This is a genomic window from Methylobacterium sp. C25, from assembly GCF_021352225.1.
Classification (GTDB): Bacteria; Pseudomonadota; Alphaproteobacteria; order Rhizobiales; family Beijerinckiaceae; genus Methylobacterium.
Genome location: NZ_JAAUVI010000005.1, coordinates 242877 through 257348 on the forward strand (window position 1 = coordinate 242877; position 14472 = coordinate 257348).

Sequence of the window (14472 nt, forward strand, 5' to 3'; positions counted from 1 at the left end):
TTGCCGTCATGGCGGGTGCCGAGCCCGGGCCCGCTTCACGGTTCCTGTTTCGCGCGCTGCTCGACCCGCCGACGGCGCTTGGCGGCGCGGCGATCCTCGCGCGTCGTCCTGTCCAAAGTTGGTGCGTAGCCTTCGGGCACGGCATCCTCGGCAGCGGCGGCCTCGATCCGGGGCAAGGCGTAGGGCGCCAGAACCGTCGCGAAGGTGAGATCGCTGAAATCGGCGAGGCAGCGCGCAGAGGCGACGAGCTCCGCCGTCGAGCCCTGCCGTGCGATCGCCTCGGTGGGGAGCCGGTAGAGCCGGCCGCCGTCGGAGAAGAGCAGGTCGCCATTCCCGTCGAAGGCCGCCCAACCGCATCGCGGGAGGTCGACCGTGGCCCCGCCATCGATCACCAGGCGGTGCTCGATCGCCTCCTCCAGGGAGCCATGCATGCCCCGGCCCCAGCCCTCGAAGCAGGCTTTCCGGCGCAGGGCATGCCCGTGCAAACCCGCCCAGACCTCTTCCTGCTGCGACGGCCGGCTGCGCCAGGGCGTGTCCGCTCGCCGCTCGATCTCCGCCCGACTGTCGCGCGTGAGGGGCAACACCCTGATGCCCGGTGGCGGAGGGAAACCGGGAGCGAGATCGAACTGCCCGGCGCCGTTGGCCAGCACCATCTCGCGGTTCGACAGAAACCAGCGGCCGCCATGCCAGGTATCGCCCTGCGGCCATAGCGAGACCGCCGTGAAGAAGGGCGGCCGCGAGAGGACGGTGTAGGTACCGAACAGTCCGCGGTATTTCGCGAGGAAGCTGACGAGCCACGTCCCGTCCGGGGAGAGCCCGCCCCAGGACGGCTTCACCGTCCCCTTGAACCACTGGCCGATCCGGAAGCTGTCGTCGCTTCGGTCCCAGGCGATCAGGCAGGTCTGCTTCGAGGGCCCGCGCCGGTAGATCACGGCCGCCGGTGAGGAGGCCGCGAACACCGCATGCAGCGCGCATTTCGTGACGGCGGCCGCCATCACGCTCCGATCGCGCCGAGCAGGATCTCGCGCCGATGTCCTCGATCGCGATGCTCGATCAGGTAGATCCCCTGCCACGTCCCGAGCCCCAGTTGCCCGTCGATCACCGGCACGCTGAGCCCGGAATCGGTGAGCATGGTGCGGATATGCGCCGGCATGTCGTCCGGCCCCTCCATGCCGTGCACCCAGCCGGCATTGCGTGGCGCAAGGCTATCGAGGGAGGTGAGCAGGTCGGTGCGCACGTCCGGGTCGGCATTCTCCTGGATCGTCAGGGAGGCCGAGGTGTGCCGGCAGAAGACCGTGACGAGGCCCTCGCGCAGGCCGCTCTCGCGCAGGAAACCGGCGACGGCGTCGGTGATGTCCGTAAAGCCCTGGCCCGGCGTCGAGACCGTGAGCCGCGCGCTCGCCCGACGCTCGACGGCACCGCTCGAAAACCCCTCGATGGTGCCGACCTTGCCCGCCTGCCTCATCCATCCGTCTCCATGCTCGCGCCCGGCGCGATCTCGCGTTCGCCGCGTTCGAGGATCCGTTCCAGCGCCTCGAGCCTGTCCGCCTCTGCCGGAGGCTTGTCCCAGCGGATGCGGCTGACGCGCGGGAAGCGCATCGCGACACCCGATTTGTGCCGCGTCGAGCGCTGCACGCCCTCGAAAGCGATCTCCAGCACGAGGCCGGCCTCGCGGCCATAGGCCACTTCCCGCACCGGGCCGAAGCGCTTGGTGGTGTGGTTGCGGACGTAGCGATCGAGCTTCTGCAGCTCGGCATCGGTGAAGCCGTGATAGGCCTTGCCGACGGGCACCAGCTCCTCGCCCTCGTCCCCGTCGCGCCAGCAGCCGAAGGTGTAGTCCGAGTAGAAGGACGAGCGCTTCCCGTGCCCGCGCTGCGCGTACATCATCACCGCGTCGACGACGAAGGGCTCGCGCTTCCACTTCCACCACGGGCCCTTCGGGCGGCCCGGCTGATAGACGCTGTCGAGCCGCTTCAGCATCACGCCCTCGATCGCGTCGGCATCCGCGCCGGCCCCCGCCGAGGCCGGATCGGCCCGCGCCGTCGCGAGATCCTGCCAAGTCGCGAAGGGTACCAGCGGCGACAAGTCGACTCGCGCGTGGTCGAGCTTTTTTATGAGGTTTTCGAGTGCCTTGCGCCGCTCAGCGAACGGCAGCGCACGCAGATCCTCACCCCCGGCGGCAAGCAGGTCGTAGGCGCGCACATGCGCCGGAAATTCCTCCAGCAGCTTGCCCGTCACGGCCTTCCGGTTGAGCCGCTGCTGCAGCACGTTGAAGCTCTGCACGCGGCTCTCGCGCAGGATCAGCAACTCGCCATCGATGGCGCCCTCGAAGGTCACCGCCTCCGCGAGATCGGGAAACGCGCCGGTGATGTCCTCGCCCGTACGCGAATAGACTTTCGCGACTTGCCGCCCGTCCCGGTCGCGCCCGCCCGCGAGCTGAACGCGGATGCCGTCCCATTTCCACTCCGCCGAGAACTCGTCGGGCGCGAGCTTGTCGAGGTCCGCGTCCTCCTCGATCGGGTGCGAGAGCATCGGCGGCCGGAACGGGGCCGGATTCAGCGTCTCCGGCCGGTCGCCCCTGCCCTCGACCCAGGCGAACAGGCTCTCGTAGGGCGGCTCGAGCCCATGCCAGATCTCCTCGATCGCGTCCGGCTCATGAGCGCCGAGGGCGCCGAGGGCGGTCTTCGCGAGCCGCGCCGAGACGCCGACGCGCAGGTTGCCGGTGACGAGCTTCAACAGTGCCCAGCGGCCGGTCTCGTCGAGGGCATCGAGCCAACGGGCGAGGTGGCGGGGCAGATCTTTTTTCGCGATGGTCGAGAGGGTTTCCACCACCTCGGCGAGGGTCGGGACGTCGGGGGGCGGGTTGTTGTGGCCGGGGCCAGCTCCCAGCCCTCTCCCTACCGCGGAGATGCCGCTCCCCTCGCCCGAGCCGCTTTGCGGGCCACCCTCCCCTGCAGAGGGAGGGTTTGCAGGCGTCGCGCCAGCGGCCGGCCAGATCAACGCCACCGTCTCCGCGAGATCGCCCACATAGTTCCGCGACAGCCCGAACAGCACCGGATCGACCCGCTCCTCCGCGAGGACCCGGATCATCGCCGGCTTGGCCTCGCGAAAGCTCAGGTTCCCCGTCATCGCCGCGAGCGCGTAGCCCCGCTCCGGGTCGTGTGTGCTCGCAAAGAAATCCTTCAGCAGCCGCAGCTTGGCGTTGCGGCGGGGCTCGTAGGCGAGGCGGTCGAGGAGGTGCGCGAAGTCGTTCACGACGAGGCCTCCTCCATTCCCGGCTTCGCAGCAGGATCGGGCTCCGCCTCGCCGTCGTCGCCATAGCCCAGCAGATGCAGCGGCTTCGCCTTGATGCCCTGCGTGCCGCACCAATGCACGAGGGCGTCCTCCTGCCCGTGCGTCACCCAGACCTCCTCCGCGCCGATGTCGCGGATCGTCCGACAGAGGTCTGGCCAGTCCGAATGATCGGAGATCACCAGGGGCAGCTCGACGCCCTTCTGACGGGCGCGGGCACGAACCCGCATCCAGCCCGAGGCGAAGGCGGCGACCGGGTCGGGAAACTTGCGCGCCCACAGATCCTGGATCGCGGAAGGCGGGCAGATCACGATGGCGCCAGTCAGGTCCTTGCGCTCGGCAGCGACGACCTTCGGCGTATCGCCGAGCGGGATACCCTCTCGCTTGTAGAGCTCGGTCAGCTTCTCCATGGCGCCGTGCAGGTGGATCGGCCGATCCCACCCCTCCTCGCGCAGGAGCGCCATCACGCGCTGCGCCTTGCCGAGCGCATAGGCGCCGACGATGTGGGCGCGCTCGGGAAACAGCGCGACCGAGTCGAGCAGCTTCCTCACCTCGCCGCGCGTATCGGGATGCACGAAGACCGGGAGGCCGAAGGTCGCCTCGGTGATGAAGACGTCGCAGGGAATGACCTCGAAGGGCAGGCAGGTCGGGTCGGGCGCACGCTTGTAGTCGCCGGACACGACGATGCGCTTGCCGTCCTTCTCGATGGCGATCTGCGCCGAACCGAGCACATGGCCGGCCGGAGCGAAGCGCACCGTCACGTCGCCGATCCGCATCGCCTCACCGAGGCGAGCCTCCTGCCGCGTCCGGCAAAAATCCTCTCCGTAGCGCACGGCCATGATGCGCAGCGTCTCTGCCGTGCCGAGGACGTGCCCATGCCCGGAGCGGGCATGGTCGGCATGGCCATGGGTGATCAGCGCGCGCTCGACGGGCCAGGTCGGGTCGACGTGGAAGCGGCCGAGCGGGCAATACAGGCCCTCTCGCGTCAGGCTCAGCAATTCGGAGGCGCTGATCGGCATCAGGAGGGATATAGGAGCGGCCCAGAACTCCGCATCCAGTCCCAGACACCATGTCCCGCCAACGATCCTCCGGAGACCTCCTCGCCGACCGCCGCTACGCCTATGCCGAAGCCTGCCTGGCCGAGGGAGATGCCGAGGGGGCTGCCGAGATGGCCGAGCAGGCACTCGAAATCGCGCCGCTCTATGCCCCGGCGTGGTTTCTGCTCGGGCGGGCTCGGGAGGCCCGTTTCTTCGCGTCCAGCGAAGAGCGAGACGAACAGGCCGCCCGCGCGGCCTACGCCAAGGCGCTCGACATCGACCCCGGCGACACGCTCGGCGCACGTCTCCACCTCGCCGGGCTCGGCAGCGGCGATGCACTGGCCGCGATCACGCCGGCTTATGTGCGTGCGCTGTTCGATGGCTACGCGCCGCGCTTCGAGAAGCATCTCGTCGGCGACCTGCACTATCGCGGCCCCGAGCTGATCATGGCGGCGCTCGACGCGCTGCCGGATACCCCTGCCCGGTTCGAAACGGTGCTCGATCTCGGCTGCGGCACCGGCCTGATGGGTCGGGCGCTGGCCGGCCGGGTCGGGCAGCTTGCCGGGGTCGACCTGTCGCCGGCGATGCTCGCCCTTGCGCGACGGACGGGGCTCTATGCTCGGCTCGCCGAGGGCGAGCTGACGAGCTTCCTCTCAGAGGAAGCCCCGGCGAGTGCCGACCTCGTCATCGCGGCCGACGTGCTGATCTATTTGCCCAGTCTGGTCCCGGTCTTCACGGCCATCGAGCGCGTCATCCGGGCCGGAGCTCTGGCGGTCGTCTCCATCCAATCTCACGACGGCGAAGGCGTGGTCCTCGGGGCCGACGGGCGCTTCGCACATGGAAACGCCCATCTTCGCGCGGCAGCCGAACGGTCGCGTCTCGATCTGGTCGCCATGCCGGAGGCGGGAATTCGCCGGCAGCGGGGCGAGGAGGTCCCGGGTCGCATCGCGATCCTGCGCAAGCCGCGCTGATTGGATAGCGCTCCGAGCGGGACCCTCAGTCTCCGCCCGTGTCGCCGCGCAAACGCTTGACCGCGCCGCGCCGGCTCTTGGTTTCGAGCCGACGCGTCTTCGAGGCGAGTGTCGGCCTCGTCGCGCGCCGTGGCTTCGGTGGCACCGCAGCCTCGGCGACGAGAGCGGCGAGGCGTTCGCGGGCATCGGCCCGGTTGCGCTCCTGGGTGCGGTGCTGACGGGCGTCGATCACGAGGACGCCGTCATCGGTGAGCCGGCGGCCGGCGAGCTTCATGAGCCTGATGGCGACGGCGTTCGGCAGTGAGGGCGAGCGGCGTACATCGAAGCGGAGCTGCACCGCGCTCGCCACCTTGTTGACGTTCTGGCCGCCGGGCCCGGAGGCGCGCACAAAGCTCTCTTCGAGTTCTGCCTCGTCGATGGCGATCTGCGGCGTGCATTGGAGCGCCATCGGAACGACGTCAGCCGGCTTCGGACGGGGTGCGGGCCTTGAGGGCGAGCGCGTGCAAACCTCGTTCGAAGGCGGGCGCGAGCATGCCGTTCACGAGGCGATGGCGCTCGACCCGGCTCTTCCCTTCGAAGGCGGTCGAGACCACATCCACCCTGTAATGCGTTTCGCCACCGGGCCGTGCGCCCGAATGGCCCGCATGCAGGTGGGACTCGTCGACCACGTCGAGATGCGTCGGCGAGAGCTGGGCCTGCAGCGTCTGCCCGATCCAGTCCTTCAGCGTGCCTTGGCCGCTCATCATCGTCTCCACTCGTGTCCGACTGGCCGGCGGTGCGGGTCGTCAAGCCCGAAACCACGCATGCGTCATCAGGCCCGTCGGACTTGTGTCTCCGGTCCACCCCCTCATAATCGGGTCGTCATGGATCTCAACTCGCCGCTGTTCGACAGCATCCGCATCAAGCCCAAATGTGACGACCCGAAAGCCGGTTCGGGCAAGGGCGGCGCGGATCAGAGCGCGGCCGCCGATGCGCTCTGCGAGGCGCCCGGCTGCACGCATCCGGGCCTCTATCGTGCTCCCAAGGGCCGCAAGCAGGAGGGGCAATATCACCGCTTCTGCATCGATCACGTGCGCGCCTACAACGCCGCCTACAACTACTTCGACGGCATGAACGACGACGCCGTCCAGGCTTTCCAGAAGGACGCGATCATCGGTCATCGTCCGACCTGGGCGATGGGATCTGGCACCGCAGAGCCGCGCAAGCGTCGCCGCGATGCGCAGCCCGAGCGCGACTGGGCCTATGCCGATCCACTCGGCGTGCTGCGTGCGGCCGGCATCGGCGGCAACGAGCGCAAGGCGGCCCCCGAGCCGAAGAAGCCGCGATACTCCTCGGCGGTCCGCAAGGCCCTCGATGTGCTCGGGCTCGACGAGAACGCGGATACGGCAGCGATCAAGGCCCAATACAAGGTGCTGGTGAAGCGCTTCCATCCGGACGCCAATGGCGGCGATCGCTCCTTCGAGGACCGCCTGCGCGACATCATCCGCGCCCATGACGTGCTCCGCGGCGCCAACCTCTGCTGAGTGAGGGCCGCGTCCACGGCATGAAGGATGCTACCCGACAGGGGGCGGCAATCGCGTCGTTCAGAACTATATCCGGCCGGCCCCCTTGGCGGTTGCCGGACCCGGCGACTAAGGAAGGCGTCGGCATTCCGTCCTGCGGCCCGTTCCCGAGCCGGTCGCAAGCCAGCGATCCACGCGGGCGCACGCGCCCCGAAGAGGCCATTCATGCTTTCTGACGACACCTACGCCTCGCTCCCCGACCGGGAAGTCTCCGTCCGCGAGGCCTTCGGGATCGATCTCGACCTCAAGGTGCCGGCCTTCTCCGAGGCCGACGAGCACGTGCCGGATCGCGACCCCGACTACATTTTCGACCGCGAGACCACGCTCTCGATCCTGGCCGGTTTCGCCAAGAACCGCCGCGTCATGGTCACCGGCTATCACGGCACCGGCAAGTCGACCCATATCGAGCAGGTCGCCTCGCGGCTGAACTGGCCCTGCGTGCGCGTGAACCTCGACAGCCACATCTCGCGCATCGACCTCGTCGGCAAGGATGCGATCGTCCTGAAGGACGGCAAGCAGGTCACCGCCTTCCAGGACGGCATCCTGCCATGGGCGCTGCAGAACAACGTCGCACTGGTCTTCGACGAGTACGATGCAGGCCGCCCGGACGTGATGTTCGTGATCCAGCGCGTGCTGGAGGTCTCCGGCCGCCTGACCCTGCTCGACCAGAAGCGGGTCATCCGCCCTCACCCGGCCTTCCGTCTGTTCGCCACCGCCAACACGGTGGGCCTCGGCGATACGTCGGGCCTCTATCACGGCACGCAGCAGATCAATCAGGGCCAGATGGACCGCTGGTCGATCGTGACCACGCTGAACTACCTGCCGCATGACCGCGAGGTGGACATCATCCTCTCCAAGGCCACGCATTACCGCAACGAGCAGGGCAAGGACCTGGTCAACCGGATGGTGCGGGTGGCGGATCTCACCCGCAACGCCTTCATCAACGGCGACCTTTCCACGGTGATGAGCCCGCGTACGGTGATCACCTGGGCCGAGAACTCCGACATCTTCAAGGATATCGGCTTCGCCTTCCGCGTCACCTTCCTGAACAAGTGCGACGAGCTCGAGCGCCCGCTGGTCGCCGAGTTCTATCAGCGCGCCTTCGGCAAGGAGCTGCCGGAGAGCGCGGTGAACGTGGCCCTGAGCTGACGGACGCGCCCGCTTGTCAATTCCCAACCGCAGCAAGGTCGCCGCCACCCGCGAGCCCGTCGCGGAGCCGCTGAAGCGCTCCGTGGCCGGCTGCCTGCGGGCGATCGCACGTCGGTCGGAGATCGAGGTCACCTACGCCAGCGACCGCCCTGCCCTGCTCGGTGACAAGGCGCGTCTGCCGGAGCCGGCCCGCAAGCTAACGCCCGAGGACGTCGCGGTTCTGCGCGGCCATTCGGATTCGATGGCCCTGCGCCTCGGTTGCCATGACGCCGGCGTGCACCGTCGCCTGGCGCCGGAGAATGCGCAGGCCCGCTCGGTGTTCGATGCCGTCGAACAGGCCCGCGTCGAGGCGATCGGCTCGCGCCGCATGGCCGGCGTCGCCTCCAATATCACCGCGATGCTGGAGGACCGCTACCACCGCGGCGGCCGCTACGAGGACATCACCGACCGGGCCGATGCGCCGATGGAGGATGCCGTCGCGCTGATGGTGCGCGAGCGCCTGACCGGCCAGCGCCCTCCCGCCGCTGCGCGAAAGATCGTCGACCTCTGGCGTGAGCATATCGAGGAGAAGGCCGGCAAGAACCTCGACGGCCTGATCGGTTCGCTTGAGAACCAGCGCGCCTTCGCGCGCTCGGTGCGCGATCTCCTGACCTCCCTCGACATGGCGGACGAGACGCCGTTCGATCCTGAGGACGACGAGAACGAGGACGAGTCCGAGAGCCAGGACGACGAGCAGCAGCCAAACAGCGGCGAGGCCGAGGAGCAGTCGCAGGGCGACCGCGCCGAGATCGAGGTCACGGAAGAAGAGGCCGAGGATCTCGACGAGGGGGCCACCGAATCGGCCGATGCTCCCTCGGGCGAGCTGCCTGACGATGCCGACGATGCCGATTCGGAACAGGCTTCGGAGAATTCACGGCCGCCGACGCCGCGCCCCAACCAAGTCATCGGGCCCGAGTACAAGGTCTACAATCCGCGCTTCGACGAGGAGGTCCACGCCGAGGATCTCTGCGACGCCGAGGAACTGTCGCGGCTGCGCTCCTATCTCGACAAGCAGCTCGCTCATCTGCAGGGCGTGGTCGGCCGGCTCGCCAACCGCTTGCAGCGCCGTCTGCTCGCGCAGCAGAATCGTGCCTGGGACTTCGACCTCGAAGAGGGCCAGCTCGATCCGGCACGTCTGGTGCGCGTGGTCATGGATCCGTTCCAGCCTCTCTCTTTCAAGCAGGAGAAGGACACCAATTTCCGCGATACCGTCGTCACACTGCTGCTCGACAATTCGGGCTCGATGCGCGGCCGGCCGATCACGGTGGCGGCGACCTGCGCCGACATCCTGGCGCGCACGCTGGAGCGCTGCGGCGTCAAGGTCGAGATCCTCGGCTTCACGACGCGGGCCTGGAAGGGTGGTCAGTCGCGGGAAGCTTGGCTCTCCAACGGCAAGCCGTCCTCGCCGGGCCGCCTGAACGACCTGCGTCACATCATCTACAAGCCCGCCGACGCGCCCTGGCGGCGCGCGCGGAAGAATCTCGGGCTGATGATGCGCGAGGGTCTCCTGAAGGAGAACATCGACGGCGAGGCGCTCGATTGGGCGCACAAGCGGCTGCTCGCCCGGCCCGAGCAGCGCAAGATCCTGATGGTGATCTCCGACGGTGCGCCGGTCGACGATTCGACGCTGTCGGTGAACCCCGGCAACTACCTCGAACGGCACCTGCGCTGGATGATCGAGGAGATCGAGACGCGCTCGCCGGTCGAACTCCTCGCCATCGGCATCGGCCACGACGTCACCCGGTACTACCGCCGTGCCGTCACGATCATCGATGCCGAGGAACTCGGCGGTGCGATGACTGAGAAGCTGGCGGAGCTGTTCGAGGAAGATGCGCGGGTGGCCCCGGCACGGCCGGCGCCGCGCAGGGCGCCGACGAGAATCGAGGCGACGCGAGTGTCCGGCGCGCGATGAGCGAAGTGCGTCCGGCCGCTTGGCCGCGCCGGCCGCATGGACTTCTGCTGAACCCGTATCGCTGATCGCGGCTCAGGCGCGCCCGAGCACCAGCAACCAGCCCACGGTCGTCGCAGCTCCAGCGATCGTCGAGACGAGGAGCGAGGCGGCGATGACGCCCTGCTCGGTCCGATAGCGGGCGGCCAGAAGGTACGAGTTGATTCCCACCGGCATCGCCGCGAACAGCACGGCCACGCCCGCATAAGCCGGCGGCATCGTGAAGACGTGGAAGGCGAGCACGTAGACGGCGAAGGGGTGCATCCCGAGCTTCAGCGCCGCGATGATGCTGGCGCCCGGCAGGTCGTGGAGCACGCGGTAGCGTCTCAGGGCGGCCCCCAGCGCGATCAGCGCGCAGGTCGAGGCCGTGCTGCCGATGTCTGTGAGCAGGGTCTTGACCATCCCGCTCGGCATGATGCCGAACACCTTCATGGCCATGCCGGTCAGCAGCGCCAGGAAGATCGGATTCTTGATGAGGACGAGGCCGAGCCCCTTGATCCGGTCCGCGAGGGAGCGGTTGCCATCCGACTCGATCAGGAAAGTCGCCGCTCCCATCATCAGCGGCAGGTGCACGGCGAGCAGCATGAAGAGCGGGAAAGCGCCATCCTCGCCATAGGCCTGCAGGATCATCGGAACGCCGACGAAGATCGTGTTCGACTGGCTCGCTGCGAAGCCGTGCAGGATCGCGCCGCGCCGGTCGACGCCCTCTCGCCGAATGCCGATGAAGGAGGCGATGGCCCAGGCGACCGCCACTCCGCCGAAATAGCTGAACCAGTAGCCCCAGGCAATCTCGCCGTTCATGCCGGGGCGCGTCAGCGTTGTGATGATCAGCGCGGGAATCGCGATCGCGAAAACGTATTCCGACAGCCCCTCGCTGACGCGGTCGGAGAGCACCTTGGTGAGGGCGGCAAGCCAGCCGATCATCACGAGGCCGAAGATCGGGATGACGAGCGTCAGCGCGGTCATGGATCACAGTCGGGCATGACAAAGCCGCCGAGACGCAGAGGGCGCCCGGCGGCTGAAGTTCTCAGAGAAACGGATGCCGCGGCGATGCCACGGCAGGCCGAGCCAATCAGGCCGCGGCGGCTTCCGAGGTCTCGCCGAGCTTCTTCTGGATCTCGCGCTTGAGGAGCTTCGCGTTCTGCGAAAGCTCGACCTCGCGGGCCTTCACGAGGAAGGCATCGAGGCCGCCGCGATGCTCCACCGAACGCAGGGCGTGCGCGGTGACGCGAAGACGGACACGGCGGTTGAGCGAATCCGACGTCAGCGTGACGTTGACGAGATTCGGCAGGAACCGGCACTTGGTCTTGCGGTTCGAGTGGCTGACGAGGTGGCCGACCTGCACGGCTTTGCCCGTGAGTTCGCAGCGGCGCGACATTGACGTTTATCCCGTATCGTTCCGCGAACAAGCGACGCGCCGGTCCGTTTTGCGAGCGATGTGCGGCTCTCGCCGCGCACTCGAAAAACCCGCGCGTGAATTCGATGAAGTCCAGCGGAGTCCTGTTGAAGGCGCGAGGCTATAGGGGACCGGCCCCCGTTTCGTCAAGGCGAACCTTGGCATGCGAGCCTCAATCCGCATGGTTGGGAACGCCTCCCGGAAACAAGTGGCGATAAGGCCGCGCCCCGTCGATCGCCCGCTTCACCGAGGGCCTGTCCCTGAGCCGCGCCAGATAGGCCTTGAGGTGCGGATGGCTCTCATCGATCGGCTGGACCCAGTCGGCATAGAACAGGAAGGGCCCGGCCCCGCAATCCGCCAGGCTGAACATGTCGCCTGCCGCCCAGCTCCGGGTCGCCATCCGGTCGTCGAGCCAGCGGTAAGACGTGGCGAGCATGGCCTGCGCTTCTCCCACGCCTTGGGAATCTTGTGCGTGGGGGGGGCGCATGCGGTCGGCCACGATCTTCTGCTGCGGTGTCGAGACGTAGTTGTCGAAGAAGCGATCGAGCAGTCGCACGTCGAGGCGTGCATCCGGGTCTTCCGGCAGCAGCCGTTCGACCCCCGGGTAATGCAGGTCGAGATACTCGATGATGATGCTGGCCTCGGGAACGGTCTGCCCTCTGGCATCGTCGACCAGGACCGGGAACTTTCCGATCGGCCACAGGGCTTTGAACGCACCGTAAGTGGTTTGATCGAGGAGAACGGACTCGAACGGCGTCCCTGCTTCGTAGAGGGCGATCATCGCTTTCCAGGAATAAGAGGAGAAGGGGTGCGCGTGCAGGGTCAGCGTCATGGTGGCTCCTCGGCCGTGTGGCGGCTTGTGTCGACCCGAGGACGGCTGGGCGAGCGGCGATCCGACACGCCGAAATGATCGGCACGCAGTTTTTAGACGGATTCGGGATGTGCTAGGGCGCTCGCCGACGTGCGGAAGCCAAATCCGCCCCCGGAGCCGTTGTCCATGTCGAACGAACCGCGCCAGCTCGCCGTCGAGACGGCGCGAGAGACGGCTCCCGGCGCAAGCGCCCTGACCCTCACCCAGCGCCCGCGCCGCAACCGCAAGGCCGACTGGTCGCGCCGCCTCGTCCGCGAGCACACGCTGAGCGTGGACGACCTGATTTGGCCGCTTTTCGTGATCGAGGGAGAGGGGCGGCGCGAGCCCATCGCTTCTATGCCCGGTGTCGAGCGCCGCAGCGTGGACGAGGTGGTGCGCGACGCGGAAAGGGCCGCGCGCCTCGGCATTCCCGCGGTTACATTGTTTCCCTACACGGAGCCGGCCCTGCGTGATGAAAACGGCTCCGAGGCGCTCAATCGAGAGAACCTCGTCTGTCGCGCCGTTCGCGCCGTGAAGAAGGCCGTGCCCGAGATCGGCATCATGACCGACGTGGCGCTCGACCCCTATACCAGCCACGGCCATGACGGGTTGATCGAGGACGGTGCCATCCTGAACGACGAGACCGTGGCGGTCCTCGTCGAGCAGAGCCTGATCCAGGCCGAGGCCGGCACGGACATCATCGCGCCCTCAGACATGATGGACGGCCGCGTCGGCGCCATCCGCGCCGGGCTCGACAAGGCCGGCTTCCGCGATGTCCAGATCATGGCCTACGCTGCCAAGTATGCGAGCGCCTTCTACGGCCCTTTCCGTGATGCCATCGGGACCAAGGCCGCCCTCGTCGGCGACAAGCGCACCTACCAGATGGACCCTGGCAATGGCCTCGAGGCCTTGCGTGAGGTCGCCCTCGACCTTGCCGAGGGCGCCGACTCGGTGATGGTGAAGCCTGGCCTGCCCTATCTCGACATCATCCGCCGGGTGAAGGACGAGTTCGGCGTGCCGACCTTCGCCTACCAGGTGTCCGGCGAGTACGCGATGATCGAGGCCGCCGCTCGCAACGGCTGGCTCGACGGCGATCGCGCCATGACCGAGAGTCTTCTCGCCTTCAAGCGGGCCGGGGCCGACGGAGTGTTGACCTACTACGCCGTGCGCGTGGCGGAGCGTCTGAGCGCCGGTGCGTGACCTGCTCAGGAGGACGCCCTGCGCCGTCCTCGTCGTCCTGCTACTGCCAGCCCTGTCGGCCTGCGGCCGCGGTCTCGATGCGCGCCGCGCAACGGTCTGCCGACGCGCCGTCCCCGCCCTGGTCCCGCGCGATGCCAGCGTCTCGCTCCTGCGCGTCGGGTCCGGTTCATCCGCCGACAGCATCCGCGTCGACTACCGGCTGACGGGCGGCTCCGACGCCTCGAAGGCGCGCTGGATCGTCTGCGCCTTCGGCCCGGGATCGAGTCTCGACTCGATCACCACGGAGTCCGGGCCCATCAGCGGCGCGTCCGTGTATTTGCTCCGGCACTATTATCTCGACACGCCGGAAGCCGTAGCGGCCGATCCCGCCGGCCGGTGAATTGTCTTGAATGTCGTGAGTTGAGCGAGGCGTCGCGCTGACATGGCGCTCTCCCGCTCTGCGCTGAGCGGTCAGCAGCCCCAAGCCTATCGCATTGATCTTGCGAGCGATTCCGCTTAGCCCGGCGGCCTTCCCAAAAACAGCTACAGGACTATTGGATGCGGAGCTTGCTCTCGCTCGCCCTTCTTGTCGTTTGCGCGCTCGGCATCGTGCCCGGGGCGCAGGCTGCAACCAGTTACGTTTCGTTTCAGCCCCAGGTTCGTGGAATGGGCTGCCTACAACCGCGCACGCGGGCCATGATCGCGCACCTGACATCGCGCGTCGGTCCGATCCAGATCACCTCGACCTGTGGCGGACGCCACGCCCACAATTCGCAGCACTATCGCGGCGCCGCCGTAGATTTCCGTCCGAAAGCCAAGTCAGTCGCCGCGACCCTCGCCGTGCTTCGACAGATGCCGGAGGTCGGCGGCATCGGCTCGTATTCGGGCGGTTTGATCCATGCCGATATCGGCCAGCGCCGCATGGCCTGGTACGGCAGGGCGCGGCAGCACCTCGCGCGCGGCCACTTCCGCGCCCGATATGCCAGCGCGCAGCGCTACCGCCGCGGCAACGGCTAGCCTGACGAACCGAGGCCTGCCGCATCGCGCGGG

General features: G+C 67.9%; 16 protein-coding genes. 7 read left to right on the plus strand and 9 right to left on the minus strand.

The window, feature by feature from the left end:
- Window positions 1–35: 35 nt before the first annotated feature.
- Genes HCU64_RS15735 through HCU64_RS15750 form a run of 4 tightly spaced genes read right to left on the minus strand, consistent with a single transcriptional unit; the run spans window position 36 to window position 4310 of the window.
- Complete coding sequence (locus HCU64_RS15735; RefSeq protein ID WP_233385014.1) at window positions 36–995, minus strand: hypothetical protein; 960 nt, start codon at window positions 993–995, stop codon at window positions 36–38.
- Window positions 995–1465 (minus strand): secondary thiamine-phosphate synthase enzyme YjbQ, encoded by a 471-nt coding sequence (locus HCU64_RS15740; RefSeq protein WP_233385015.1) that lies wholly within the window; start codon window positions 1463–1465, stop codon window positions 995–997. The genes HCU64_RS15735 and HCU64_RS15740 overlap by 1 nt, the downstream gene beginning before the upstream one ends.
- Complete coding sequence (locus HCU64_RS15745; protein ID WP_233385016.1) at window positions 1462–3255, minus strand: cisplatin damage response ATP-dependent DNA ligase; 1794 nt, start codon at window positions 3253–3255, stop codon at window positions 1462–1464. The genes HCU64_RS15740 and HCU64_RS15745 overlap by 4 nt, the downstream gene beginning before the upstream one ends.
- Window positions 3252–4310, minus strand: a complete 1059-nt coding sequence (locus HCU64_RS15750; RefSeq protein WP_233385017.1) for a ligase-associated DNA damage response exonuclease — start codon at window positions 4308–4310, stop codon at window positions 3252–3254. The genes HCU64_RS15745 and HCU64_RS15750 overlap by 4 nt, the downstream gene beginning before the upstream one ends.
- Window positions 4311–4360: 50 nt before the next feature.
- Between HCU64_RS15750 and HCU64_RS15755 the strand changes: the two genes are divergently transcribed.
- Window positions 4361–5299, plus strand: a complete 939-nt coding sequence (locus tag HCU64_RS15755; RefSeq protein WP_233385018.1) for a methyltransferase domain-containing protein — start codon at window positions 4361–4363, stop codon at window positions 5297–5299.
- 25 nt (window positions 5300–5324) lie between these two features.
- Here the strand turns inward: HCU64_RS15755 and arfB are convergent, their stop codons facing one another.
- Window positions 5325–5747, minus strand: coding sequence for an alternative ribosome rescue aminoacyl-tRNA hydrolase ArfB (gene arfB / locus HCU64_RS15760; RefSeq protein ID WP_233385019.1), 423 nt, complete (start codon window positions 5745–5747; stop codon window positions 5325–5327).
- Window positions 5748–5757: 10 nt separating this feature from the next.
- Window positions 5758–6045 (minus strand): BolA family protein, encoded by a 288-nt coding sequence (locus HCU64_RS15765; protein ID WP_233385021.1) that lies wholly within the window; start codon window positions 6043–6045, stop codon window positions 5758–5760.
- Window positions 6046–6162: 117 nt separating this feature from the next.
- Between HCU64_RS15765 and HCU64_RS15770 the strand changes: the two genes are divergently transcribed.
- The 3 genes from HCU64_RS15770 to cobT all read left to right on the plus strand — a co-directional run bounded on the left by HCU64_RS15770 (window position 6163) and on the right by cobT (window position 9961).
- On the plus strand, window positions 6163–6822 hold the full coding sequence (locus tag HCU64_RS15770) for a J domain-containing protein (protein WP_233385022.1): 660 nt from the start codon (window positions 6163–6165) through the stop codon (window positions 6820–6822).
- A gap of 204 nt (window positions 6823–7026) precedes the next feature.
- Window positions 7027–8010, plus strand: coding sequence for a cobaltochelatase subunit CobS (gene cobS / locus HCU64_RS15775; RefSeq protein WP_233385023.1), 984 nt, complete (start codon window positions 7027–7029; stop codon window positions 8008–8010).
- A gap of 13 nt (window positions 8011–8023) precedes the next feature.
- Window positions 8024–9961, plus strand: coding sequence for a cobaltochelatase subunit CobT (cobT, locus tag HCU64_RS15780; protein ID WP_233385024.1), 1938 nt, complete (start codon window positions 8024–8026; stop codon window positions 9959–9961).
- Between the two features lie 72 nt (window positions 9962–10033).
- On the opposite strand, the gene HCU64_RS15785 is transcribed toward cobT, so the two are convergent.
- From HCU64_RS15785 to HCU64_RS15795, 3 genes are all read right to left on the minus strand, one after another.
- A complete protein-coding gene (locus HCU64_RS15785; RefSeq protein ID WP_233385025.1) occupies window positions 10034–10963 on the minus strand; it encodes an AEC family transporter in 930 nt (309 codons plus the stop codon).
- A 106-nt stretch (window positions 10964–11069) separates the two neighbouring features.
- Window positions 11070–11375 (minus strand): 50S ribosomal protein L28, encoded by a 306-nt coding sequence (gene rpmB, locus HCU64_RS15790; RefSeq protein WP_233385026.1) that lies wholly within the window; start codon window positions 11373–11375, stop codon window positions 11070–11072.
- Between the two features lie 190 nt (window positions 11376–11565).
- A complete protein-coding gene (locus HCU64_RS15795) occupies window positions 11566–12225 on the minus strand; it encodes a glutathione S-transferase family protein (protein ID WP_233385027.1) in 660 nt (219 codons plus the stop codon).
- 165 nt (window positions 12226–12390) lie between these two features.
- On the opposite strand from HCU64_RS15795, the gene hemB reads away from it, so the two are divergent.
- From hemB to HCU64_RS15810, 3 genes are all read left to right on the plus strand, one after another.
- Entirely contained in the window at window positions 12391–13443 is a 1053-nt protein-coding gene (gene hemB / locus HCU64_RS15800; RefSeq protein ID WP_233385028.1) for a porphobilinogen synthase, read from the plus strand.
- Window positions 13436–13822, plus strand: a complete 387-nt coding sequence (locus HCU64_RS15805; RefSeq protein ID WP_233385030.1) for a hypothetical protein — start codon at window positions 13436–13438, stop codon at window positions 13820–13822. The genes hemB and HCU64_RS15805 overlap by 8 nt, the downstream gene beginning before the upstream one ends.
- Window positions 13823–13980: 158 nt before the next feature.
- Window positions 13981–14439 (plus strand): hypothetical protein, encoded by a 459-nt coding sequence (locus HCU64_RS15810; RefSeq protein WP_233385031.1) that lies wholly within the window; start codon window positions 13981–13983, stop codon window positions 14437–14439.
- Window positions 14440–14472: the final 33 nt, after the last annotated feature.

Excerpts from the sequence above, each read along its gene's own strand:
- HCU64_RS15735 (WP_233385014.1), bottom strand. The coding sequence starts at position 995 with ATGGCGGCCGCCGTCACGAAATGCGCGCTGCATGCGGTGTTCGCGGCC.
- HCU64_RS15740 (WP_233385015.1), bottom strand. The coding sequence starts at position 1,465 with ATGAGGCAGGCGGGCAAGGTCGGCACCATCGAGGGGTTTTCGAGCGGT.
- HCU64_RS15750 (WP_233385017.1), bottom strand. The coding sequence starts at position 4,310 with ATGCCGATCAGCGCCTCCGAATTGCTGAGCCTGACGCGAGAGGGCCTG.
- HCU64_RS15755 (WP_233385018.1), top strand. The coding sequence starts at position 4,361 with ATGTCCCGCCAACGATCCTCCGGAGACCTCCTCGCCGACCGCCGCTAC.
- arfB (WP_233385019.1), bottom strand. The coding sequence starts at position 5,747 with ATGGCGCTCCAATGCACGCCGCAGATCGCCATCGACGAGGCAGAACTC.
- HCU64_RS15765 (WP_233385021.1), bottom strand. The coding sequence starts at position 6,045 with ATGATGAGCGGCCAAGGCACGCTGAAGGACTGGATCGGGCAGACGCTG.
- HCU64_RS15770 (WP_233385022.1), top strand. The coding sequence starts at position 6,163 with ATGGATCTCAACTCGCCGCTGTTCGACAGCATCCGCATCAAGCCCAAA.
- cobS (WP_233385023.1), top strand. The coding sequence starts at position 7,027 with ATGCTTTCTGACGACACCTACGCCTCGCTCCCCGACCGGGAAGTCTCC.
- HCU64_RS15785 (WP_233385025.1), bottom strand. The coding sequence starts at position 10,963 with ATGACCGCGCTGACGCTCGTCATCCCGATCTTCGGCCTCGTGATGATC.
- rpmB (WP_233385026.1), bottom strand. The coding sequence starts at position 11,375 with ATGTCGCGCCGCTGCGAACTCACGGGCAAAGCCGTGCAGGTCGGCCAC.
- HCU64_RS15795 (WP_233385027.1), bottom strand. The coding sequence starts at position 12,225 with ATGACGCTGACCCTGCACGCGCACCCCTTCTCCTCTTATTCCTGGAAA.
- hemB (WP_233385028.1), top strand. The coding sequence starts at position 12,391 with ATGTCGAACGAACCGCGCCAGCTCGCCGTCGAGACGGCGCGAGAGACG.
- HCU64_RS15810 (WP_233385031.1), top strand. The coding sequence starts at position 13,981 with ATGCGGAGCTTGCTCTCGCTCGCCCTTCTTGTCGTTTGCGCGCTCGGC.